10 protein-coding genes and 1 pseudogene are annotated in these 24,788 nt (G+C 71.5%); 9 read left to right on the forward strand and 2 right to left on the reverse strand.

Going from position 1 to position 24,788, the window contains the following annotated elements; genetic code table 11:
- Positions 1 to 30: 30 nt before the first annotated feature.
- The 4 genes and pseudogenes from BJY18_RS32195 to BJY18_RS36460 all read left to right on the forward strand — a co-directional run.
- Positions 31 to 10,437, forward strand: a pseudogene (locus BJY18_RS32195) (SDR family NAD(P)-dependent oxidoreductase); the annotation flags it as partial.
- A gap of 167 nt (positions 10,438 to 10,604) precedes the next feature.
- Positions 10,605 to 11,528, forward strand: a complete 924-nt coding sequence (locus BJY18_RS32200) for an ATP-binding cassette domain-containing protein (RefSeq protein WP_184783631.1) — start codon at positions 10,605 to 10,607, stop codon at positions 11,526 to 11,528.
- Complete coding sequence (locus tag BJY18_RS32205; protein ID WP_184783632.1) at positions 11,528 to 12,358, forward strand: ABC transporter permease; 831 nt, start codon at positions 11,528 to 11,530, stop codon at positions 12,356 to 12,358. The genes BJY18_RS32200 and BJY18_RS32205 overlap by 1 nt, the downstream gene beginning before the upstream one ends.
- Before the next feature lie 177 nt (positions 12,359 to 12,535).
- On the forward strand, positions 12,536 to 13,105 hold the full coding sequence (locus BJY18_RS36460; protein WP_221458057.1) for a class I SAM-dependent methyltransferase: 570 nt from the start codon (positions 12,536 to 12,538) through the stop codon (positions 13,103 to 13,105).
- Between the two features lie 141 nt (positions 13,106 to 13,246).
- Here the strand turns inward: BJY18_RS36460 and BJY18_RS32215 are convergent, their stop codons facing one another.
- Complete coding sequence (locus BJY18_RS32215; protein WP_184783633.1) at positions 13,247 to 14,035, reverse strand: AfsR/SARP family transcriptional regulator; 789 nt, start codon at positions 14,033 to 14,035, stop codon at positions 13,247 to 13,249.
- Between the two features lie 278 nt (positions 14,036 to 14,313).
- Here BJY18_RS32215 and BJY18_RS32220 point away from each other — a divergent pair, with 278 nt between their 5' ends.
- On the forward strand, positions 14,314 to 14,955 hold the full coding sequence (locus tag BJY18_RS32220; protein ID WP_312874034.1) for a ScbR family autoregulator-binding transcription factor: 642 nt from the start codon (positions 14,314 to 14,316) through the stop codon (positions 14,953 to 14,955).
- Positions 14,956 to 15,404: 449 nt separating this feature from the next.
- Here the strand turns inward: BJY18_RS32220 and BJY18_RS32225 are convergent, their stop codons facing one another.
- Positions 15,405 to 16,028: a ScbR family autoregulator-binding transcription factor gene (locus tag BJY18_RS32225; RefSeq protein WP_184783634.1), complete on the reverse strand. Its 624-nt coding sequence runs from the start codon at positions 16,026 to 16,028 to the stop codon at positions 15,405 to 15,407.
- Between the two features lie 186 nt (positions 16,029 to 16,214).
- Between BJY18_RS32225 and BJY18_RS32230 the strand changes: the two genes are divergently transcribed.
- From BJY18_RS32230 to BJY18_RS32245, 4 genes are all read left to right on the forward strand, one after another.
- Positions 16,215 to 17,183 carry a ScbA/BarX family gamma-butyrolactone biosynthesis protein gene (locus BJY18_RS32230; RefSeq protein ID WP_184783635.1) on the forward strand — a complete coding sequence of 323 codons (969 nt, stop codon included), beginning with the start codon at positions 16,215 to 16,217 and terminating at the stop codon, positions 17,181 to 17,183.
- The gene (locus BJY18_RS32235) at positions 17,180 to 18,337 is read left to right on the forward strand and encodes an NAD-dependent epimerase/dehydratase family protein (RefSeq protein WP_184783636.1); all 1,158 of its coding nucleotides are present in this window, start codon (positions 17,180 to 17,182) and stop codon (positions 18,335 to 18,337) included. The genes BJY18_RS32230 and BJY18_RS32235 overlap by 4 nt, the downstream gene beginning before the upstream one ends.
- A gap of 204 nt (positions 18,338 to 18,541) precedes the next feature.
- Positions 18,542 to 21,916: a TM0106 family RecB-like putative nuclease gene (locus tag BJY18_RS32240; protein ID WP_184783637.1), complete on the forward strand. Its 3,375-nt coding sequence runs from the start codon at positions 18,542 to 18,544 to the stop codon at positions 21,914 to 21,916.
- Between the two features lie 1,719 nt (positions 21,917 to 23,635).
- Positions 23,636 to 24,754 carry an FAD-dependent oxidoreductase gene (locus BJY18_RS32245; RefSeq protein WP_184783638.1) on the forward strand — a complete coding sequence of 373 codons (1,119 nt, stop codon included), beginning with the start codon at positions 23,636 to 23,638 and terminating at the stop codon, positions 24,752 to 24,754.
- The last annotated feature ends 34 nt before the right edge of the window (positions 24,755 to 24,788 follow it).

The raw sequence follows: 24,788 nt of genomic DNA on the forward strand, positions 1-24,788 counted from the left end.
GAGGTTCTCATGTCTGACGAGAAGAAGATGACCGACGAGAGCAAGCTGGTCGACTACCTGAAGCGGGTGACCGCCAACCTCCAGGAGACCCGGGCGCGGCTGCGGGCGGTCGAGGCCGCGGAGTCCGAGCCGATCGCGATCGTGGCGATGGGCTGCCGGTACCCGGGTGACGTGCGTTCGGCCGGGGACCTGTGGCGGCTGGTCGCCGGCGGTGGCGACGCGATCGGGCCGTTCCCGTCCGACCGCGGCTGGGCGCTGGACCGGCTCTTCGACGCCGATCCGGACAGTCCCGGCACGAGCTACGTCAGCGAGGGCGGCTTCGTGCACGAAGCCGGTGAGTTCGACGCGCCGTTCTTCGGCATTTCGCCGCGCGAGGCGCTGGCCATGGACCCGCAGCAGCGGATCGTGCTGGAGCTGGCCTGGGAGACCCTGGAGCGGGCCGGGATCGCCCCGCATTCGCTGGCGAAGCAGCCGGTCGGCGTCTTCGTCGGCAGCGGCGGCCAGGACTACTACGACGAGCTGCCGCCCTCGGTGCTGGCCGGCGAAGTCGAGGACTACCTCAGCACGGGCAATGCCGGCTCGGTGATCTCCGGGCGGATCGCGTACGCGCTGGGCTTGGAGGGCCCGGCCGTGACGATCGACTCGGCGTGCTCGTCCTCGCTGGTCGCGATCCACCTCGCGGTGCAGTCCCTGCGGCAGCGGGACTGCTCGCTCGCCCTGGCCGGCGGCGTGATGGTGATGTCGCGACCGGGCCCGTTCCTGGCGTTCAGCCGCCAGCGTGGCCTGGCCTCGGACGGGCGGTGCAAGGCCTTCTCCGACAGCGCGGACGGCACCGGCTGGGCCGAAGGTGCCGGTACCGTCCTGCTGGAGCGCCTTTCCGACGCCCGGCGCAACGGTCACCCGGTGCTCGCGGTGGTGCGCGGGTCGGCGGTCAACTCCGATGGCGCGTCGAACGGTCTCACCGCGCCGAACGGTCCTTCGCAGCAACGCGTGATCCGGCAGGCGCTGGCCAACGCGCGGCTGTCGGCGTCCGAAGTGGACGCTGTGGAAGGGCACGGAACCGGGACCACGCTCGGCGACCCGATCGAAGCGCAGGCGGTGCTCGCCACCTACGGACAGGACCGGTGTGGCGGGAGCCCGCTGTGGCTGGGCTCGCTGAAATCCAACATCGGTCATGCCCAGGCCGCCGCCGGGGTCGGCGGAGTGATCAAAATGGTCGAGGCGCTGCGGCACGGCCTGCTGCCGAAGACCCTCCACGTCACCGAACCGTCCACTGAGGTCGACTGGGACTCCGGTGCGGTCGAGCTGCTGCGTGCCGAACGTCCGTGGCCGGCGGGGGAGCGTCCCCGCCGTGCCGGAGTCTCGTCGTTCGGGGTGAGCGGCACCAACGCACACCTCATCCTCGAGGAGGCACCAGAACCCGAGGCGACCGAAGCCGTGCCACCGAGCTGGCCCGAGAACGTTCCGGTGCCGCTGCCGTTGTCCGGGCACGGCAGCGGAGCGCTGCGTGCCCAGGCCGCTCAGCTGCCTGTCGGCGCGCACTCCACACTGGACTTGGGGTTTTCGCTCGCTACTTCACGGTCGCCGCTTTCGCACCGCGCGGTCGTCTTGACCGACGACGTCGAGCTGGCGCGCGCCGCGCTGGCCGAAGGGACGTCGGCACCCGGCCTGATCACCGGCGCACCCGTGGAAGGGCTGACCGCGTTCCTGTTCTCCGGACAGGGCGCGCAGCGAGCGGGTATGGGTGCCGAGCTGGCCGCCGCGTTCCCAGTGTTCGCCGACGCCTTGGATCAGGTGTGCGCCGAACTGGACCGCCATCTCGACCGTCCCCTGAAGACAGTCATCCTCGAAAAACCGCGTCTGATCAACCAGACCGGTTATACCCAGCCTGCGTTGTTCGCGGTCGAAGTGGCGTTGTTCCGGTTGCTGGCGTCGTGGGGAATCAAGCCGGACTATCTGCTGGGGCATTCGATCGGAGAACTGGCCGCGGCGCACGTCGCCGGGGTGTTGTCCCTTCCGGACGCTGCCGCTCTGGTCGGCGCGCGGGCCCGCTTGATGCAGGCACTGCCCTCGGGTGGGGCGATGGTCGCTCTGCAGGCGACGGAGGACGAGGTCGCGCCGCACCTCACCGACGAGGTGAGCATCGCCGCGATCAACGGCCCGGCTTCGCTGGTGCTGTCCGGCGTCCGGAGTGCGGTCGACGCGATGGTGGCGCGGTTCGCGGACCGCAAATCCAGCAAGCTGAAGGTCTCGCACGCGTTTCATTCACCGCTGATGGAGCCGATGCTGGCCGAGTTCGCGGCGGTGGCCCGCGGACTGACGTATCACCAGCCCGAGATCCCAGTGGTGTCCACAGCGGATGGCGATCTGTCCACAGCAGACTATTGGGTCGGTCAAGTCCGCGCCGCGGTGCGGTTCCACGACGGCATCCGCACTCTCGCTGGCCATGGCGTCGCCCGTTTCGTGGAGGTCGGGCCGGACGCGGTGCTGTCCGCGCTGGTCCGGCAGGATTCCGACGCGCTGGTGGTTCCGGTGCTGCGCAAGGACCGCGCGGAACCGGACACGGCGCTGACGGCACTCGCTGAACTGTTCGTGAGTGGTCTCGTGCCGGACTGGGCCGCAGTTTTCGCCGGCCGCGGCGCACGGCGGGTCGATCTGCCGCCGTATGCCTTCCAGCGCAACCGGTACTGGCTCGACGCCCGCGCCAACCGGGACGAGGTGGCGGCCGCCGGCTTGACCTCCGCAGGGCATCCGCTGCTCGGCGCGGCTGTCGCGCTCGCCGGCACCGATGGTGTCGTGCTGACCGGCCGGCTGTCCGTGGAAACCCACCCGTGGCTGGCCGAACACCGGCTCGGCGACGTCGTGACGGTGCCGGGCACCGCGTTCCTCGAGCTGGTGGTCCGCGCCGGTGACCAGGCCGGCGCCGGCCGGATCGAGGAACTGACCCTGGGCAGCCCGCTCGTGCTGCCGGCCCGGGGCGGAATCCAGCTGCAGGTCACGGTGGGTGCGGCGGGGGATCGCGACGTCCGTCCGGTGTCTGTCCACTCGCGACCCGAGGAAGCGGATGCGGACTGGACTCTGCACGCCAGCGGCAGCGTCGCTCCACAGTCGCGGGCCGGTGGCGTGGGGCTGACGGAATGGCCGCCCGCCGATGCCGAACCGGTCGCGATCGACGGCCTGTACGACGACTTCGCGGACACCGGACTGACCTACGGTCCGCTGTTCCGCTCGTTGCGTGCGGTGTGGAGCCGTGGCCGCGAGGTGTTCGCCGAGGTCGAGTTGCCCGAGGACAGCGACGCCGAGCGGTTCGGCCTGCACCCGGCCGCGCTCGACGCCTGCACGCACGCCCTTCGGGTCGCCGGAGGCGGGGACGGTGGGGTCGGCCGCGTCCCGTTCTGCTGGACTGGCGTCGAACTGCACGCCACCGGTGCGTCCGCCTTGCGGGTACGGTTCGCGCCGACCACGGAGGACGGCTTCGAGATCACCCTCGCCGACCCGTCCGGCGCTCCGGTGGCCACCGTCGCCGAGACAGTGTTCCGCGCGTTCACGACACCGGTCGCGGCGGACCACACCGCGCCGCTGTACCGCGTCGAATGGCAGCGAGTCACCGCGCCGGCCGCCGAGGCCGACGTGTCCGGTGCCGAGATCCTCGACGTCACCGGTGAATCCGGAACCGCGGCGGAGACCCACCGCATCACCAACCACGTTCTCGCCGCACTCCAGAACTGGCTTGCCGAGGACCACCCCGAGGACGCGCGGCTGGTAGTCGTGACCCGCGGTGCGGTCCCGGCCGGTGGCGACGTCACCGACCTCGCGGCCGCGGCGGCCTGGGGTCTTGTCCGTTCGGCGCAGGAGGAGAACCCGGACGCCTTCGTGCTCGTGGATCTCGACGGCGAGGCCGGCGTCGAGGCCGTGCTGCCGAAGGTGCTGGCCTCCGGCGAGGCGCAGGTCGCGGTACGGCTCGGTGAACTGCTCGTGCCACGGCTGGTCCGGACCACCCCGGAGCTGGACCGGCCGTACTTCTGCCCGCACGGCACCGTGCTGGTGACGGGTGCCTCCGGTGCGCTGGGCGGAAAGCTCGCGCGGCACCTGGTCACCGAGCACGACGTGCGCCGCCTGGTCCTGGTCAGCCGCCGCAGCACCCCCGAACTGGAACAGCTGGCCGAAGACCTGCGGGCGCGTGAGGTCGACGTGCGGCTCGCGCGGTGCGACGTCGCCGACCGGGCCGCGCTCGCCGAAGTCCTCGCCGCGATTCCGGCGGAGAACCCGCTGACCGCGGTGGTGCACGCCGCGGGTGTGCTCGACGACGGTGTGGTCACCGCACTCACGCCGGAGCGGGTCGGGCGTGTGCTCGCCCCGAAGGTCGACGGCGCACTGAACCTGCACGAACTGACCCGGGACACCGCGCTGTCCGCGTTCGTGCTGTTCTCCTCGGTGTCCGGTGTGCTCGGCGCACCCGGACAGGGAAGTTACGCGGCTGCCAACGCGTTCCTCGACGCGCTCGCCTCGCACCGGGTCGCGCACGGCCTGCCCGGCCTGTCGCTCGACTGGGGTCTTTGGGGCGAGGTCGGCGGAATGGGTGGCACGCTCACCGACGAAGAGGTGCACCGGCTGGGCTCGAGCGGGATAGTCCCACTGTCCACCGCGGAAGGACTCGAGCTGTTCGATCGCGCGCTGGCTGTTCGTCAGCCGACCGCGGTGCCGGCGAAGCTCGACCTGCCGGTCCTGCGCACGCTCGACCGGCTGCCGCGGACGCTGGACCAGCTCGTCGGCCGGACACCACGGCGGGTGGCCGCGGGTGCCGCGAGCGCCCCGGCCGATTCGTTCGCCGCCCGGCTGATCGCGTTGCCCGAGGAGGACCGCCAGGACGCGGTGCTGGATCTGGTGCGTGGCCACGCCGCCACCGTCCTGGGCTACAGCGGTGCGCACGAGATCGAGCCGAGCGCCCAGTTCCAGTCGCTCGGGTTCGATTCGCTGACCGCCATCGAGCTGCGCAACGGCCTGACCGCGGCCACCGGGCAGCGGCTGCCCGCGACGCTGATCTTCGACCACCCCACCCCGTCCGCGCTGGCCGCGCACCTGCTCGGCGAGCTGGCCGGGACCGCCACCGAGACGGTCACCGTGACCGCGGCGGCCTCCGACGAGCCGATCGCGATCGTCGGCATGGCCTGCCGGCTGCCCGGTGGCGTCACCTCGCCCGAACACCTGTGGGAGCTGGTCGCCGAGGGACGTGACGGCATCGGGGACTTCCCGGCCGACCGCGGCTGGGACCTCGACGGTCTGCTCGACCCGGCCGGCCGCCGCCCCGGCACGACCTACGTCGCGCGAGGCGGGTTCGTCTACGACGCGGGTGACTTCGATCCGGCGTTCTTCGGGGTTTCGCCGAAGGAAGCGCCGATGATCGACCCGCAGCAGCGGCTGCTGCTCGAGGCCTCCTGGGAGGCGCTGGAACGGGCGGGGATCGACCCGGTCTCGCTCAAGGGCAGTCCAACCGGGGTCTACGCGGGGGTGCAGTACCACGACTACGTCGGCGCGAACAGCGCCGGATCGATCGTCACCGGCCGCGTCGCCTACACCCTCGGGCTGGAAGGTCCCGCTGTCAGCGTGGACACCGCGTGCTCGTCTTCGCTGGTCGCCATGCACATGGCGGCGCAGGCGCTGCGGGGCGGGGACTGCTCGCTCGCGCTCGCCGGCGGTGTCACGGTGATGGCGACACCGGAGACGTTCGTCGAGTTCAGCCGTCAGCAGGGGCTGGCCGCGGACGGTCGGTGCAAGGTCTTCTCCGACGACGCCGACGGCACCACGTGGTCCGAAGGCGTCGGGATTCTCGTGCTGGAACGGCTTTCCGACGCGCGCAGCAACGGTCACCCGGTGCTCGCCGTGCTGAAGGGCAGCGCGGTCAACTCCGACGGCACGTCCAACGGCCTCACCGCGCCGAACGGTCCCGCGCAGCAACGGGTGATCCGCGCCGCGCTGGCCGACGCCGGGCTGACTCCGTCCGATGTGGACGCGGTGGAGGCGCACGGCACCGGGACCAGACTGGGCGACCCGATCGAAGTGCAGGCGCTGCTGGCGACCTACGGTGCGCAGGCCGAAGCAGACCGTCCGCTGTGGATCGGCTCGGTCAAGTCGAACATCGGGCACACCCAGGCCGCCGCAGGCGCGGCCGGGGTGATCAAGATGGTGCAGGCGATGCGGCACGGTGAACTGCCCGCGACCCTGCACGTCGGCAAGCCGTCGACGGAGATCGACTGGTCCTCGGGCGCGGTGCGGGTGCTCGCCGAGCCGGTGAAGTGGCTGCCGAACGGGCACACCCGGCGGGCCGGTGTCTCCTCCTTCGGGGTCAGCGGCACGAACGCGCACGTGATCCTGGAAGAGGGCGATCGCCGGGACGTGGCCGCCACGGGCGGCCCGGAGTTCGACGGCCCGGTCGCTTGGCCGGTGTCCGGGCGCGGCTCGGCGGCCCTGCGCGCACGTGCCGAACAGCTCATGTCCTACGTGGACGAGGAGCCGGAAGGAAGCCTCGCCGACATCGGCCTGTCGCTGGCGACCACGCGCAGTGCGTTCGAACGGCGCGCGGTGCTGATCGGCAGCCGGTCGCCACAGTTCGTGCGGGGGCTCGCGGCGCTGGTCGACGAGGAGGAAGCCCGCGGAGTGGTCAGCGGCATCGCCACCGCGGCCGGACGGACCGCTTTCCTGTTCTCCGGCCAGGGTTCGCAGCGGGCCGGGATGGGTGCGCAGCTGGCCGCGCGGTATCCGGTGTTCGCCGCGGCCTACGACGAGGTGTGCGCCGAGCTGGACCGCCACCTTGGCGGCCACCCGGAACTCGACGCTGACCCGCAACCCGGCCGCCGGCTGCGCGAGGTGATCGACAGTGGCGACGGTCTCGACGAAACCCGCTGGACGCAGCCCGCGTTGTTCGCGCTGGAAGTCGCGCTCTTCCGGCTGGTGCGATCGTGGGGTGTGAAACCGGACGTGCTGACCGGGCATTCGATCGGCGAGCTCGCCGCGGCGCACTGCGCCGGGGTGCTCTCGCTGGCCGATGCCGCGAAGCTGGTCGTCGCCCGTGGCGCGCTGATGCAGGCGCTCCCCGCCGGTGGCGCGATGGCCGCGATCGACGCGACCGCGGAAGCTGTCGCGGAAGCGGCCGACGGCACTGTGGACATCGCCGCGGTGAACGGACCGCAGGCAGTCGTCATCTCCGGCCCGGCCGAAGCGGTCGCGACGGTCTCGGCGAAGTTCGAGCGGACCAAGCAGCTGCGGGTCTCGCACGCGTTCCATTCCCGGCTGATGGAGCCGATGCTGGCCTCCTTCCGCACTGTCGCGGAAGGACTGACCTACGCCGAACCGCGGATTCCGATCGTCTCCACGGTCACCGGTGCGCGGGCCGAGGACCTGTCCTCGGCGGAGTACTGGGTGCGTCAGGTCCGGGAAGGAGTGCGGTTCCGGGACGCGATCGTTTACACCATGGCCGAGGGCGTCAGCCGATTCCTGGAGCTGGGACCGGACACCACGCTCACCGCGATGGCCGAGTCCTGTGTGGATGAACGTCCGGAGGGTCTCGTGCTCGCCGCCTTGCTGCACAAGGAGCAGGACGAGGCGATGGCCGCGCTCACCGGCGTCGCTCAGCTGCACGTCAGCGGCGTCGACGTCGACTGGGCGGCGGTCTACGAGCCCACTGGTGCCCGTCCGGTGGCTGTGCCGACGTATCCGTTCCAGCGGCAGCGGTACTGGCTGGAGAGCACCGCCTCCTCGCCGGGGCAGGAAGGTCACCCGCTGCTCGGCACCGCGGTGCACCTCGCCGGCACCGGCGGGATACTGTTCAGCGGCCGGATTTCGGTGGGCAGCCAGCCGTGGCTGGCCGACCACGTCGTCGGCGGTTCGATCCTCTTCCCCGGGACCGGGTTCGTCGAGATGGCGATCCGGGCCGGAGACGAGGCGGGCTGCCCGCGGCTGGACGAGCTGACCCTGGAGTACCCGCTCGTGGTGCCGGAACGCACCGGCGTGCGAGTCCAGTTCGCCCTCGACGCGGCCGAGGACGGCAGCCGCGGCTTCACCGTCCACTCGCGACCGGAAGGCGCGGCCGAGGGCGTGGCGTGGACGCGGCACGCGACCGGCCGGCTCGCGAAGGCGGGCAAGGCGGAGAAGGCAGGTCTCACCGCGTGGCCGCCCGCCGGTGCCGAACAACTGCCGTTGCAGGGCACCTACGAGGAGCTGGCCGCGGAAGGATTGGTCTACGGACCGGCGTTCCGGGGTCTCGTCTCCGCATGGCGCAAGGGTGACGAGGCTTTCGCGGAAGTCCGGCTACCGGCTCCGGTGTCCGATGTGGACCGCTACGGCATTCATCCGGCGGTCTTGGACGCTGCTTTGCACGCGATCGGGGTGTCCGGCGCGGCCGGGGACGAGCCGGCTCTGCCGTTCGCCTGGGAAGGGGTGCGGCTGCACGCGGTCGGCGCCACGACCTTGCGGGTGCACGTCACACCGGTCGGCTCCGGCGCGGTCTCCCTGACTGTGGCCGATGGTGCCGGTGCACCGGTGGTTTCGGTGGACTCGTTGCTGCTGCGCCCGATGTCCGCCGTCCCGCAAGCCGCCGAGCCCGGCGGTGCCGAGTCGCTGTTCCGGCTGGGATGGGAGCAGACCGACTTCGACGCGGTCGCCGAGGTGACGGAGTGGTCCGTGGCCGGGGATGACCCGTTCGGTCTCACCGAATCGCTCGGCGCGGCCGCGGTGACCGAACTCGGCGACGCGTCCGGCCTGCTCGTGCTGCCCGCGGTCGGCGACGACGTGCATGCCGAACTCCACCGCGTACTCGGTCAGCTGCAAGGGTTCCTGGCCCGGCCCGAGGGATCGCTCCTGGTGCTCACCCGGGGTGCGGTGGCGGTCGAAGCCGGGGAGAACCCGGATCCGGTGGGAGCCGCGGTGGCCGGCCTGGTGCGGTCGGCGCAGGCCGAGCACCCGGGCCGGATCACGCTGGTCGACCTGGGCACCGGCGTCCCGACCGGCCGTACCCTGGCCGCCATCGCGGTGGCGGACGAACCGCAGGTCGCGCTGCGGGCGGGTGCGGTGCTGGTTCCCCGGCTCCAGCGCGCGGCCGACGCGGTCACCGCACCGGTGTGGGATGCGGACGGCACAGTGCTCGTCACCGGCGCGACAGGTGCGCTGGGCGGTGCGGTCGCCCGGCATCTGGTGACCGCACACGACGTGCGGCACCTGCTGCTCGTCAGCCGTCGCGGAATCGACGCGCCGGGTGCGGTCGAGCTGCGGGACGAGCTGACCGGACTCGGTGCCGAAGTCACTGTCGCGGCTTGCGATGTGGCCGACCGTGACGCGGTTTCCGCGCTGTTGCGGGATATCCGGGTACCGCTGCGTGCTGTGGTGCACGCAGCCGGCGTGCTCGACGACGGAATCCTGACGTCGCTCACCCCGGAGCGGCTGGACGCCGTGTTGCGTCCGAAGGTCGACGCCGCCGTGACGCTGCACGAACTGACCCGGGAACTCGACCTCACGGCGTTCGTTCTGTTCTCCTCGGCTGCCGGCGTGCTCGGCGCGCCGGGACAGGGCAGCTATGCCGCGGCGAACGCCTACCTCGACGCGCTGGCGGCCCGCCGACGGCAGGAAGGCCTGCCCGGCACGTCACTGGCCTGGGGCCTGTGGGGTGGCGGTATGGGCTCGGCGATCGAAGGTGCGGACGCGCATCGCATCAGCGAAACCGGCATCACCGCACTGTCTACTGAGGATGGTCTCCGGTTGCTGGATTCGACGGCCGGTGCGGCCGAACCACTGCTGGTGCCGATCGCGCTGGACACGGGTGTGCTCGCCTCCTCGGGCGACGACGACCTTCCGGCGGTACTGCGCGCGCTTGCCGGCAGCCCCGGCCGTCGTGCGGCACAGGACTCCGTGGAAGACACCGAGTCGCTGGCGCAGAAGCTCACCGGCCTGCCGCCGGGCAAACGGGTGCCGACCGTGCTCACCCTGGTGCGCACCCACGCGGCGGCACTGCTCGGGCACGCCGGTCCGGAAGCGGTGGAGCCGGACCGCTCGTTCAACGAGGTCGGCTTCGATTCGCTGTCGGCCACCGGGTTCCGCAACAAGCTCAGTCTCGTCACCGGCCTGAAACTGCCGGTGAGCCTGATCTTCGACTACCCGACCCCGCGGGTACTGGCGCAGCACCTGGTGGCCGAGCTGGCTCCGGAAGAGACCGCGGAACCCGAGACGAAACTGTCCGAACAGGACGTCCGGCACGCGCTCTCGGAGATCCCGCTCGAGCGGCTGCGCTCCGCCGGACTGCTCGACGGCCTGCTGGAGCTGGCCGGTGTCCGCCTGCCGGAGCAGGCCGCCGACGAGTTCGAACCGTCCGCTGTGGACGCCGGCACGATCGACGAACTCGACGCGGAAGCGTTGATCTCCATGGCGATCGGCGGCGGGGACGATGACTAGAGCACCCGGTGCGGAGGGGACCCCACCCCTATGTTCCCGCCGCACCCGGCCACTATTGCCGCCCGCGCGGGCGCTGTGGCCCACTGGTAAAAGAAAGTTTCCCGGGCCGGCTCCCCGACGCGTGGCGCCCGCCCTCCCGCTCGACCCGAACGAGGAGAGGTAACCCGATGGTCACCGGCTACGCAATCGAAGCGCGGGGGCTGCGCAAGTCCTACGGCGACGTGGACGTCCTGGAGGGCGTCGACCTGAACGTCGAGCGGGGCACCATGTTCGCGCTGCTCGGCCCCAACGGTGCCGGCAAGACCACGACGGTGCGGATCCTCAGCACCCTCCTGGAAGCCGACGGCGGCACGGTCACGGTGAACGGCCACGACGTCGCCCGGCGCACCCGCCAGGTCCGCGAGCAGATCGGCCTCACCGGCCAGGACACCGCGGTCGACGAGCTGCTCACCGGCCGCGAGAACCTGGTGATGATGGCCCGGCTGTTCCACCTGCCGGTGGGACGGGCCAAGGTGCGTGCCGGCGAACTGCTCGAGCAGTTCGAACTCGTCGAGGCCGCCGACCGCCCGGTGAAGACGTACTCCGGCGGGATGCGCCGCAGGCTGGACCTGGCGATCAGCCTGATCACCTCGCCGTCGGTGCTGTTCCTGGACGAGCCCACCACCGGTCTCGACCCGCGCAGCCGCGCGGCGATGTGGGACGCGATCCGGGCGCTGCTCGACGGCGGCACCACGATTCTGCTCACCACGCAGTACCTGGACGAGGCCGACCAGCTCGCCGACCGGATCGCGGTCATCGACAAGGGACACGTGGTGGCCGAGGGCACCGGGGGGGAGCTGAAACGGCAGGTCGGCACCGAACGGCTCAAGCTCACCTTCGCCACCGGCGCCGAGGCCGCGCGGGCGCAGCGGATCACCGGCGGGCTCCTGGACGCGGAGACGGTCAGCGTCGCGATCGACCACCCGGCCCAGGTGCGGCGAGTGCTCAACCAGGTCGCCGACGGCGGACTGGAGACCACCGGCCTCGAGCTGTCCGAACCCACCCTCGACGACGTGTTCCACACCCTGACTTCGACCGCGGGAGACCACTGATGACCCAGACCCTGTCGAGGGAGACCGAGGGGACCCGGCTCCCCGAACCGCCCTCGCGTGCCTCGCTTTCCCTGGTGCTGTCCGACTACCGCGTGCTGATCGGGCGCAACATCAAGCACATCACGCGCAATCCGGAGATGCTGCTGCAGGCGGTGTCACTGCCGGTCGTGCTGCTGCTGCTGTTCCGGTTCATGTTCGGCCCGGCGATCAACGTGACCGGCGGCCTGACCTACATCGACTACCTGCTGCCCGGCCTGCTGGCGGTCAGCATCGGCTTCAACTCCACCACGACGGTGGTCGGGGTCGCCGCCGACCTCACCAACGGCCTCGTGGAACGGTTCCGCTCGATGCCGATGTCCGCCCCGGCGGTGCTGGTCGGGCACGTGGCGGCCGGGATGCTGCGCAGCTGCGTCTCGTTCGTGATCATGGTGGCGCTCGGTTTCGCGATCGGCTTCCGCCCGGCGGGCGGGCTGCTCGGCTGGCTCGGCGCGATCGGCCTGCTGGTGCTGTTCTCCGCCGGCGTGTTCTGGCTCGCGGTCCTGCTCGGCTCGGTCGCCAAGACCGTGGAAGGCGCGGGCGGTCTCGGCATGATCCTGGTGTTCGTGCCGTACGCCTCGAGTGCGCTCGTGCCCACCGAGCAGATGCCCGGTGTGCTGCGGGTGATCGTGGACAACCAGCCCTTCACGGTGCTGATGGACGCGGAGCGTGCGCTGATGAACGGCACCCCGGTCGGCGGCACGGCCTGGCTCGCGCTGGTCTGGTGGGGTGCGCTCACCGCCATCGCCGCGGTCCTCGCCACGCGCAAGTTCCGGCGGCGGGCCAAGGGCTGACCCCTCGGCTTCGCACCGCTGCCCGTCGTCGGTGAAGGCCTCCTGCGGGGAATCCCTGCAGGAGGCCTTCACGCGTTCACCGGCCTGGGGACAACCCCTGTTCCGCAAGGTCGGCTTTAGATCGTTCCGGCACTCTGCGTGGAGAAACCGGATCACTGCGTGAGAAGAGGTGGCGTGATGCCGACCTGGATCCTGGAGAAGCCGGCCGACGCGCTCGACGCGTGGCTCGCCCCGCTGGCCGACGATCCGGCCGGCGCGGTCGCCTTCCTGTCCGAGGTCACCGACCGGGTCGCCCGCCGCGCCGGCGGCCGGGTGCTCGTCCCGGGCGGTGGCCCGGTCGCCGACGCGCTGGCCGGCGAAGGCTACGAGGTGCACCTGGAACCCGGACCGCGCTTCGACGCCGGCTATCTCGGCGCCGACGTCCTGTCGCGGTTGCCCGACCAGCGCGACCAGCTGCGAGCCATCGGCCGCTACAGCCGGCTGCTGCGCCCCGGCGGGGCACTGGTGGTGCAGGGCCGGCATCCGGATCCGGCGTGCTGGACCGCGGACCGCCGCGTGGAGTCGGTGGACTGCGTCCGCCAGATCGTCCAGCTGGCCGGCGGATCGCTCCCGCTGCGTTACGTGTGGCCCGCGGAGCTCGACCTGATGGCCGAACTGGCCGGCCTCGCCCTCGACAGCCGGTGGGGCGGCTGGTACGGCGAACCGGTGTCCTGCGGCAGCCCGGTGGTGTCGGTGTACCGGAGCTGACTTCGGTTGCTCTGTGACAGCAGCGGCCCGGCTTCCGCGGAAGCCGGGCCGCTGCCGTGGCGCCGTCTTGTCCGCACGACGAAGGACGGCCCGGCTCCACGGGTGGCGGAGCCGGGCCGTCCGACGGGGACGCGGGCCGGGTCAGACCGCGTCCGACATCTCGCCGACGAGGATGCTGTGGTGCAGCTTGCGCAGCGAGCTGCCGGGTTCGATGCCCAGCTGCCGGACCAGGTTCTGGCGGGCGGACGCGAACGTCTCCAGTGCCTCGGCTCGGCGGTTCGACCGCAGCAGCGCGGTCATCAGGTACTCGTAGAAGGTCTCGCGCAGGGTGTGCTCCTTCGCGAGCGCCGACAGCTGGCCCACCACCTCGCGGTGCCTGCCGATCAGCAGTTCGGTCTCCATCAGCAGTTCCAGGCACTCCAGCCGCGTCTCCTCCAGCAGGGCGGCGTAGGCCTGGACGTCGGGGGAGTCGGTGAAGCCGCCGAACACCGGGCCGCGCCACAGGCTCGTGGCCTCGCGCAGGACGTTCGCCGCCTGGCCGTAGCTGCGGTCGTGATGCAGGGCGCGGCCCTGCTCGTAGAGGCGGGTGAAGCGGTCGGCGTCCAGCTCGTCGACGCTGACGTGCAGCGAGTAGCCGCGCGGGCTGGTGACCACGGGACTCTCTGCGGAGTTCTCCGTGGCGTCTCCGGTGTTCTCGGTGCTGCCCCGCAGCAGCTTCCGCAGCTGCGAGACGTACACGTAGAGCGCCGCGCTGGCCCGCGCCGGCGGATGTTCACCCCAGATCTCGCCGATCAGATGTTCGGTGGTGACCACCTGGTTGCTCTTCGCCAGCAGCACCGAGAGCAGCGTTTCGACCTTGCGGGCCCGAGGAGCGCAGACCCCGGGCCGGCCACTGATCCTGAGCTGCCCGAGGATTTCGTAGTTCAACATGCCGTGACCTCCGGTGTCTCTCGCCGGACTCGGCGCGGGCGGCGCCCCCAGTCGCCGCCGCCCGTCTACGTGCCCGGGTCCACTACGGCAACGTACCAAACCGGGAGGTCGGTTTTCAAGCAAAAACCGGGAGGTTGGTCTGTTTCGATCTTGAAATACCGTTCCGGGGCTGGTGAAGCCCGGAAATCTCTTGTAAACCGGGCGGTTGGTATGTAAAGATCGAATGGACGCAGGGGCCGAATCATGTCCTCGGCGGCCTGAGCAGATGGAGAACGACCGTGACCAGACAGGCACGTGCGGAGCAGACGCGGCTCCTGCTGCTGGACGCCGCGGCCGTACTGCTGCACCGGGACGGTTACGCGGCCACGAGCATGGTGGACATCGCGCGTGAAGCAGGCGTCACCAAGGGTGGCCTGTACTTCCACTTCTCCTCGAAGGACGAGATCTGCGACGAGGTGCAGGAGGCAGCGGTCGCGGTGCTGCGCGCGCACGTCGCCCGTGCCGCGGCGCGCGGTCCGGCACCGCATCTGCGCCGGCTCGCCGAGCTCAGCCGTGCGTTGATGGGCTGGCTGCACTCGGATGCCAAGGTGGGCGCGGGTTTCCGGCTCGCGCGGGAGATGGGCTCGAAGGATCCGCGGTTCGCCGCCTTCACCCGGGCCTGGCTGCAGCAGGTGCGCGGGCACGTGGCCGCCGCGCACGCGGCCGGCGAACTGGGCGCGCGCGTGCGCCCGGAAACGGCCGCACTGCTGGTGGTGGTGACCTGCCTGGGCCTGGAAACCGCAGCGGCCGGCGGCACGATCCCGCCGGAGACGGACCTGGTACGCGCACTGGCCGAACTGTGGCGGGTGATCGAACCGGCCGAAACAGCGCAGGCACAGTCACGAACAGGGGCACGGGCGCACGGGTCCGCCGGTCGCTGACGGCCGGGGTCGGTCCGGCGGGTGGCGGTGAGTGGGGATGCTGGTCGCTGGTGGCCGGGTCGGTCCGCCGGTCGCTGGAGCCGGGGGAGTGTGCAGGTCGCTGACGGCCGGGGTCGGTCCGGCGGGTGGCGGTGAGGGGGGATGCTGGTCGCTGGTGGCCGGGGTCGGTCCGCCGGTCACTGAAGACCTGGCCCGTCCGCAGATCGCTGAGTGTCGGGCCAGTTCGCTGGGTGCCGGTGGTCAGTCCGCAGGTCGCTGGACCTCGGGTCCGTCTGCCGGGTGCTGGCGAGCGGTGCCGTTGGTCGCCGACTGCCGGGACAGTCTGCTGGCGCGGCGATCGGGTCAGTCCGCAGGTCGCCGCACGTCGGGCCAACCCGCCGGTCACCGAAGACCGGTCCAGTGCGCCGGTCACCGAAGCCCGGTCCGGTCCGCAGGCGCCGGACCTCCGGTCAGTCCGCTGGGTGCTGGGTTCCGGCCGGGTCGAAGCGGTGCACCCGGCGCGGCGGCACGATCGAGGGCAGCAGCAGCGACCACATGAACGTGACGCGCTCGGCCAGGTCGGTGCGGCCGGTGAGCACCTGCGAGCTCAGCTGGATCCCGGTGAAGGACGAGACGACGAACTGCGCCAGCTCGTTCGTGACGACCTCCTTGCGCAGGTCGCCCGCGGCCTTCCCGGCGATGAAGCAGGCGTCCGCGACGTCGATCCACTCCTTGTAGGCGTTGCCTGCCGGGGTGATGAACGAACCCTGCTCGATGACGAGCCGGATGCTGGCGCGCACCCGCACGTCGGTGCGCAGGCCGCGGGCCATGCCGTGGGACCAGTCGATCGCGGACTGCAGCCCGGGCGCCTGCAGGAGACCACCGGTGCCCGACAGGTCGAACTGCTCCTGGATCAGCGCGTCGGCCAGCTCCTCCTTGGATCGGAAGTGGAAGTACAGCGCTCCCTTGGTGACGCCGGCCTCGGCGAGGATGTCCGAGAGGCTCGCGCCGAGGAAACCGACCTCGTCGAACCGCGAGGCCGCCGCGTCGAGGATGGCCTTGCGGGTCTGCTCCGCGCGTTCCTGCCGAGGCACCACACGCTCCTTTCCACCGGCCGGCCCGGTGCGGACCTTCGCCACCGGCTGAGTCTACCCGGCGACCCGCCGTGAGGCCAGAGAAAAAAACCGGTAGGTAGGTATGGTTTTGTCGCGGGAATTCCGCTAGAAAGTGTCTGGGGGTACTGGGGAAAACTGGGGAAGAATTTTCTGGGAGGGACCGACATGGTCGGTAGTTTGCTTCATGAATCGGCAGGAAGAAATTTCACCACCACCCGGGACGAGGTGCCGGGCGCGTGCTCGGTCGACTTCCAGCGGACCATCCCGCGCAGTCTGGTGCACCGCGCGGCGGTCTCGGAAGTCTTCGTCACCGATCTGAACATCGTCTCCTCGGGCCGGTTCGAGGTCGGCGCGCAGTGGCCGCGCTGGCACGGGTTCTTCGGCCCGCGCACCGGCTCGGTGCACGATCCGTTGCTGTACCTGGAAACCATCCGCCAGGCGGCGATCCTCATCACGCACCGCGCTTACGGCGTTCCGCTGAGCCACAGTTTCATCTCCGACAGCAAGAGCTACACGCTCGACGCGGCCGGAATGGCGACGGAGGGTTCGCCGGTGGAAGTGGTCCTGCAGGCCACGGCGCACGACGTCACCTACCGGGGCAAGCACCTGGGCGGGACGCGGCTGGAGTTCGGCTGCTTCCGCGACGGCGTGCTGATCGGCACCGCGTCGGAGTCCGGCCGGATCGTGTCTCCCGCGGTCTACCGGCGGCTGCGCGGGGACCACTTCGCGGCCACGCCGTTCCAGGCGCCGCGGCTGTCCACGGTCGAACCGCAGCTGGTCGGCCGGGATCGCCGGGAGGACGTGCTGCTCGCGGCCACGCCGGAGCCGGGCACCTGGCTGGTGCGGGCCGACCCGGAGCATCCGGTGCTGTTCGACCACTCGGTGGACCACCTGCCGGGCATGGTGGTGCTGGAAGCGGCCCGGCAGGCGGCCCTGCTGACGATCGGCGAGCCACACGCGCTGCCGGTGCGCGCGGAGTTCTCGTTCTCGTCCTACCTGGAGTTCGACGCGGAATGCCGCGTGGTCACGGACGAACTCGAACCGGATTCGGACGGGGCCAGGGTGGTGCGGGTGGCGCTCGAGCAGAACGGCCGGGCCGCGGCCACCGGCACGCTGGCGATGCGGGTGTCATGACGCCCGGTGGTGGCGACATCCTGGTCACCGGGGCCACCGGATTCACCGGTACGGCGGTGCTGCGCGCCCTGCTCGCGCGCGGCGCCGGTCCCCGGGTCCGGGTGCTGGCCCGCGGGCCGGTGCCGGAGTGGGCGCGTGCCGCGGGAGTGCGCGTCCACCAGGGCGACCTCGCCGACGCGTCCGGGCTGACCGGCCTGTGCACCGGCGTTTCGACGCTGGTGCACCTGGCGGTCCGCATCACCGGGACGGCGGGGGACTGCGCCGCGGTGAACGAGCACGGCACGGCCCGTCTGCTCGCCGAGGCGCACCGGGCCGGTACCCGGCGCATCGTGCACCAGAGCACCTGCGCGGTCTACCGGGACGGCGAACACCGGGCGGCCCCGGAACCCCGCGCACCGGCATGGTTTTCCGGCCGGCCGGGCGCGAGGGTGCCGGCCGCGCCCGGTGCCGCGAGCATCTCGGCGCCGGCTGGTGGAACTGCAGGTCAGAAGGTTCGTGGCGGGGCGGCGCCGGGCGTGGCGAGGGCAGCCTGCCCGGTCGCGGACGTCTCCGGCGGGCCCGGGAAGCGGGCGGCTCTCGAGGTCGGCCCGGAATCGGCTGCCAGCCGGAGCCGGCTCGCCGGGGAACGCCTGGTGCTTTCGTCCGGCGGGATCGTGCTGCGGCCGCACCTGGTGTACGGCGAGGGGGATCAGCACGTCGTCCCGGCCCTGGTGCGGTGGTTGCGGGCGGTGCCGGCGTGGGCCGGCGGCGGCGTGGCGCGGACGTCGATCGTCGCGCTGCCCGACCTGGCCTCGGTGATCACGGCGTTCGCGCTGGACGCCGGGGCCGGGCGGCCGGGGGAGGTGTTCCACGTGGCCGATCCGCGGCCGGTTCGCATGCGCACGCTCACCGGTGCCGTGTGCGGGCTGCTGGGGCTGCCGTTGCCCGCCAAGGATCTGTCGCTCGACGAGCACCGCGCGCGGACCCGGGCGGCACTGCCGTGGCTGACCGAGCACCAGTGGTCCCTGCTCACCCGCGATCACTGGTACGCCAGCGACCGGGTCTGGGCGGTCACCGGGGTGCCGCCCGGACCGGGCCTGCCGGTGCGGCTCGCCGAGGCGGCCGGCTGGTACCGGAAAACACTCGGAACGGAAGATCGAATTCGCCGACCGTGATCGGACGAATCCAGAATGCGATTCCGCCGGTGGCGGCCATCCGAAATCAACCGGATGGCCGCCGCCTTTTTCCGATGAATTCCTCCCGCACGCCATCCCGGCTTCCGGCTCGGTGTTGTCCGACCCGCCGTTGCCCGGGGCGGGGCGGCGTGTCGGGATGCGCCTCGGCGGGCCGGGCGCGGGCACGTGCCAGACTGCCGGGCGATGTACACGCCGTCCGATCTCGCCGACCTGCTCGAATGCGAGCACCGGAGCGTCCTCAAGCAGGCACTGGCCGCGGGGCTGCCCGGTGCGCCGCGGCCCGGATCCGGGCCGGACCAGCTGGCGGTGAAGCACGGCCGGGCGCACGAGGCGGCCACGCTCGGCCGGTTGCGTGCCGAACGACGGCACGTGGTGGAGATCGACGAGCAGGACCCGGTCATCGCGGCGAAGGCGACCGCGGAGGCGTTGCGCGGTGGCGCGCCGGTGGTGTATCAGGCGGTGTTCCACGACGGCGAGTTCTCCGGCCGCGCCGATTTCCTGCTGCGCGACGAACAGGGCCGGTACGAGGTCTACGACACCAAACTCGCCCGGCACGCGAAGCCGGCCGCGGTCGTGCAGCTCACCGCGTACGCCGACGCGCTGCGCCGCGCGGGCTGGCCGTCCGGCCCGGACATGCACCTGCTGCTCGGCGACGGCAGCATGCACAGCCTGCGAGTCGATGACTTCCTGCCGCTGTTCGACCGCCTGCGCAGCCGGTTGCTCGCCCGTCCGGCCCGGTTGCCGCAGCGGATCTGGGCCGACGAACGTCCGGCGTGCACCGGATGCGGGTTCGCGCGGCACTGCGCGTCCGCCCGCGAAGCCGACCGTGACCTGTCGCTGGTCGCCGGCATGCGCGGGGAGCAGCGGCGCAAGCTCGTGACCGCGGGGCTCGCCACGATCGACGCGCTCGCCGTGGCGGCGGAGGAGGACCGGCCACGCGACATGTCCGCGGGTACGTTCGGCACGCTGCGGGCGCAGGCGGCGATTCAGGTGCGGCAGGACGAAACCGGTGAGCCGGCCTACGAGATCATCGATCCGGCGGCGCTGGCCGAGCTGCCGCCTGCCGATCCGGGTGACGTCTTCTTCGACATGGAAGGTGATCCGTACGCGCTCGCCGGCACCGGGCTGGAGTACCTCTTCGGTGCGGTGACGCCGGATCAGCGGTTCACGCCGTTCTGGGCGCACTCGCGCGCGCAGGAGAAGCGCGCCTTCGAGGACTTCATCGACTTCGCTGTGGCCCGCCTCGAGGAAAGCCCCGCTGCGCACATCTACCACTACGCACCGTACGAGGTGACGGCCATCAAGCGGCTCGCCGCGGTGCACGGTACTCGCGAGGAACAAGTCGACGAGCTGGTCCGCAGTGGCGCGATGGTCGACCTGTACGCCGTGGTGCGCAAAGCATTGCGGGTGGGGCAGCGGTCGTACTCCATCAAGTACCTCGAACCGCTGTACATGCCGGATGCGCGGGACGGTGACGTGCAGACGGCCGTGTCGAGCATCGAGGCGTACGAGGAGTACCTGACGCTGTCCTCGGCCGGAAACGCCGAGCACGCCGCCGAAGTGCTGCAAGGCATCGCCGACTACAACGAGTACGACTGCGTGTCCACGTGGCGGCTGCTGGAGTTCCTTCACCGGGTACGGGCCGAAGCGGGCATCGAACTCGCCGAACCGGAGCCGGAGTCCGAAGTGGACGCACTGCTGCGGCGTACCGAGGAGGACGAAGCGGCGGCGCGACGGACCGAACGTGCGGCGGCGATGGCCGCGCTGGTCGATCCACTGCTGGAGGGACTGCCCGACGATCCGGCGGAGTTCACCCCCGACGACCGGGCCCGCGCGCTGCTGGCCGCGTCCGTCGGATACCACCGGCGCGAGACGAACCCGGCGTGGTGGGAGTTCTTCCGCCAGCTCGCCGCTCCGGTCGGTGATCTGGAGGTGGACACCACCTGCGCGGTACCGGTGTCGGTCAGCGCCGGCGAGTGGGTCCCCCCGTCGGGCCGGCTGCGCACGGCGAAGCGCACGCTCGTGATCACCTGCGATCCGGACCGGCCGCATCCGTTCGCGCCGGGGGACGCCGTGCGGTTGCGTTACGGCCCCGATGCCCGCGACGCGAAGGTGGTGTCCGCGTCGGCGGTGGAAATCACCGTCGAGGAGAGCTGCGCGCCCGACCGCACCGCGAATGACCGGCCGGCGGCGGTGCTGCCGGGCAGCCCGGTGCGGCCGTCACCGAAGGACGAGGCTGTCGCTGACCTGGCGCGGCTGGCCGGGGAGGCGCTGCCCACTCTGCCTGCTCACCCCGGGCTCGATCTGCTGCGCCGCACGCCCCGGCTCCGCAACGGTCTGCCCGCGGTGGGCGAGGACGTCGTGGCCACGGTCATCGGGGCGGTCGACGAACTGGACGGTTCGGTGCTCGCCGTACAGGGGCCGCCGGGCGCCGGAAAGACCTACCTGGCCGGGAAACTGATCGCGCACCTGGTCCGGTCGGGCCGGACGGTCGGGGTCACCTCCAACAGTCACAAGGCCGTGGAGAACGTGCTGTCCGCGGCGCTGGGCAACGCGCCTTCGCTGGAGTGCGCCAAGCGTGCGAAGCGGACGCCGGACCCGTCGGCGCCGTGGGAGCAGCCGAAGACCACCACGGCGTTGGTGCGCTGGCGGGAAGAGCGCAACGCCGGGCACCTCGTCGGCGGCACCGCGTGGACGTTCGCGAACGCCGCGGTGCGCGAGGAGCCGTTCGACGTGCTGGTGATCGACGAGGCCGGCCAGTTCGCCCTCGCCGACGCGCTGGCGGTGTCGACGTGCGCGAAGAACCTGGTGCTGCTGGGCGATCCGCAACAGCTGCCGCAGGTGGTGCAGGGCACGCACCCGGCGGGCGCGGAGGCCTCGGCGCTCGGGCACCTGATCGGCGAGGCGGACATCATCCCGCCGGAACTGGGCTATTTCCTGGACCAGACCCGGCGGATGCATCCGGCGGTCTGCGCCCCGGTCTCCCGGCTGTCCTACGCCGGGCTGCTGCACGCGCATCCGTCGGCGGACCGTTCGATCGACGGGTTCGCCTCCGGGCTGTACCTGGCGTCGGTGGAGCATCGCGGGAACACGACACGCTCGGTGGAGGAAGCGGCGGAGGTGGTGTCGGTGATCTCGGCACTGCACGGGCGCAGCTGGCAGGGCCGCCCGCTGGCCGACGCGGATTTCCTCGTGGTGGCGCCGTACAATCTGCAGGCCAGGGTGGTGACGCGGGCCCTGGCCGATGCCGGGTTCGGCGACGTGCGGGTGGGCACCGTGGACCGGTTCCAGGGGCAGGAAGCCCCGGTGGTGGTGACCACCATGACGTCGTCGTCGGCGGTGGATCTCCCGCGCGGACTGGACTTCCTGCTCTCCCGCAACCGGCTGAACGTCGCCCTGTCCCGCGCCCAGTCGGTCGCGGTGCTGGTGTGCTCTCCCGGCCTGCTCGAGGCGGACATCCGGACGGTGGACCAGATGCGGCTGGTGTCCGGAATGCTCGGGCTGCTGCGGGATGCCGTCGCCTGGCCCGCCGGCGTGGTACCGGAGAGTGGGGCGTGAGGGGGCCGTCGGGGGCTTTACGTCGGTGAGGCGGCCCTCGGGGACTGCAAGTAGGCGTAAGTCGCGGGGGCGCCGGGAGTTTGATGCGTCGGTACCCGGGGGCGTCGACACTGTGAGGCGCTGGCAGTCGGGGGCTCGCCCGTTCACTCCTGGGGGACAGCCGTGCCGCGTGGTGGTTCACGGGAGTGTCCGTCCACAGTGGATATTCTTGACGCGGTGCGGGTCCGCCGGTGCTCCCGCCCGGCCACGGCGGTGGTGTGCGCGGCCGGGCGGGAGCACGGTTCCCGGTCCGCGCGGGCGTCGGGGTCGCGGCGCGGCGGACCGGGCGGCGGGTGCCCCGGCCCGGGTGCGGGCCCGGGACGCGGGGCACATGTTCCCGCCCGCGGGCAGATAGGGGAGGCTGCCGCGGCGGACGGGGTGGCGGTAAGGCCGGTGTGGTGGTCGCCTCGCGGCGAATGGCGCTACCGGGCTCCGGACGGACCGGTGTTCCCGGAAGGCAGTGGGTGCGGCCCGGGGACAGCACCACACCGGCACTCCTGTTCAACCGGACGTGGCTTCGGAAAATTCCCGCGGCCGTGCCCGGCGGCCGAAGGCGAGAGCTTTTCGGGTTCGCCCACGGGAGTCGGAGGTTGTCGGGTTCCTGGGACGGGGACGGGGGCTGGTGTTGGTCCCCGGGCGGAGGGTTCTTGCGTTCGGTCTCGGAGTCGGAGGTTTCCGGCGTTGGTGCTCGGAGTCGCGTTCGGTCCCGGAGTCGGAGGATTCCGGCGTTGGTCCCCGGGGTCAGAGGGTTCTCGTGTCCGTTCCCGGAGCCGGAGGCTCTTCGCGTTCGTTCTTCGGGACGGAGGGCCTCGCGTTCGGTCCCCTCGGTCGGAGTGAAGAAATCTCGCGTTTGCGCCCGGGCTGGGGCCGGGGAATCGCTGCTGTGGTGGAGGTGTGCTCCCGCTCTCCGTCGCGCCGCTGGGGGTTTCGGGCGACGGCGAGCAGGAGCACCGGATCCCGCCGCGCGCTGGGGGGAGGTTCGCGCGCGACGGGTGGTTGTGCGCCGGTACGGGGGCCGCCTCGCGGCGGAAGGCTCGACCAGGCTCCGGCCGGACCGGTATTCCTGGAGGGCAAGGGGTGAGGCCCGGGGGCACCCGCGTACCGACACCCAGTACAACGATCTGCCGCGCCGGATGTTCCGGTCGCACACGGTGATCTGGGTCGCGACCATCCGGGTGACGCCACCGAGTCGCCGACCCCCTGGCGCTCCCTCCCCGCCCCACCGAGCGGCGGGGAAAATGGTGGCCCCCTGGGCGCGGAAGGGGTGACTACCAGGGGGCCTGGCCCGCCGCCTGGTCGGGGGGAATGTCACCGGCGAGCGGGTTACCGGGAACACTAGCGGTCGAAGATCATCATCGGTTATGCCACGAATGGGTGAAGCCGGTGCCGCTGACTGAAACAGCCGGTGATCAACGCAGGTATGACGTCCACTCGCAAGTTCCGGCTTCCGGAAACGCGAAATACCATGCGCGACTTGACTCCCGCGCCGGTTTATCACCGGCCGCCCCAGTCGGCCAGGTCTCTCCGGCCCGGCCTGTCCGCGAAACCACGTCCGGAGCCGAACCGTGACCTCCGTCATCCCACGCTTCAACGAACTTGTTCGTAACGAACGCGTTCGTTAAGCTGACTCCATCACCACCGGGTCCGGCCAGGACCCTCCGGACAAAGGGAGTGACCACCATGACGATCACCATCGTTGGCGCGGGATTGGGCGGGCTGACGCTCGCTCGTGTTCTTCAGGTGCGGGGCATCGACGCCACCGTGCTCGATCTCGACGCTTCGCCGTCCGCTCGGGCGCAGGGCGGGATGCTCGACATCCACGCCGACTCCGGGCAGGTCGCCTTGCGGGCGGCCGGGCTGTACGACGAATTTCGTACCCTGATCCAGACCGGTGGTCAGGAAACGCGCGTCTACGACCGGCATGCGGTGCTGAAAATGGCCGATCCGGACGACGATGGCGGTGGCGATCGGCCGGAGGTCGAACGCGGGCGGTTGCGTGACCTGCTCCTCGGCTCCCTGCGGGAAGGCACCGTGCGCTGGGGCGCGAAAGTCACCGCCGCCCGGGCGCTCGGGGACGGGCGGCACGAGCTCACCCTCGCGGACGGCAGCTCGTTCACCACCGACGTGCTGATCGGCGCGGACGGGGCGTGGTCGCGGGTCCGGCCACTGCTGTCGGACGCCAGGCCGGGCTACACCGGGATCTCGTTCGTGGAGCTCGATCTCCACGACGCGGACGCGAAACACCCGGACAGCGCCGACCTGCTCGGCGGCGGGATGACCTTCGCACTCGGCGACGGTCGCGGGATGCTGAGCCACCGTGAGCCGGACGGCAGTCTGCACGTCTACGTCGCGCTGCGGGTGCCCGAAACCTGGACCGACACCGTGGACTTCACCGACCGTGCAGCGGCGAAAACCGAGATGCTGAGTCACTTCGACGGCTGGTCCGACCGGCTCCGTGCGCTCGTCACCGAAGCGGAGGGCGAGCTGGTCCCCCGGCGGATCCACGCGTTGCCGGTCGGCCACTCGTGGGCGCGGGTGCCGGGCGTCACCCTGCTCGGCGACGCCGCGCACCTGATGTCCCCCTTCGCCGGGGAGGGCGCCAACCTCGCCATGCTCGACGGCGCCGAGCTCGCCCTGGCCCTGGCCCGCCATCCCGGTGACACCGAACGCGCGCTGGCCGAGTACGAGACGGAGCTGTTCCCCCGTAGCAAGGAATCGGCGAACAGTGCGGCGCAGAGCCTGCTGACCTGCTTCGCCGAGGACGCGCCGCGTGGCCTGCTGGAACAGTTCGGCGCCTGAGCCAGGACACGCCGTTCGCCGGCCGCGCGTGGCA

The sequence above is a fragment of the Amycolatopsis jiangsuensis genome, from assembly GCF_014204865.1.
Classification (GTDB): Bacteria; Actinomycetota; Actinomycetes; order Mycobacteriales; family Pseudonocardiaceae; genus Amycolatopsis; species Amycolatopsis jiangsuensis.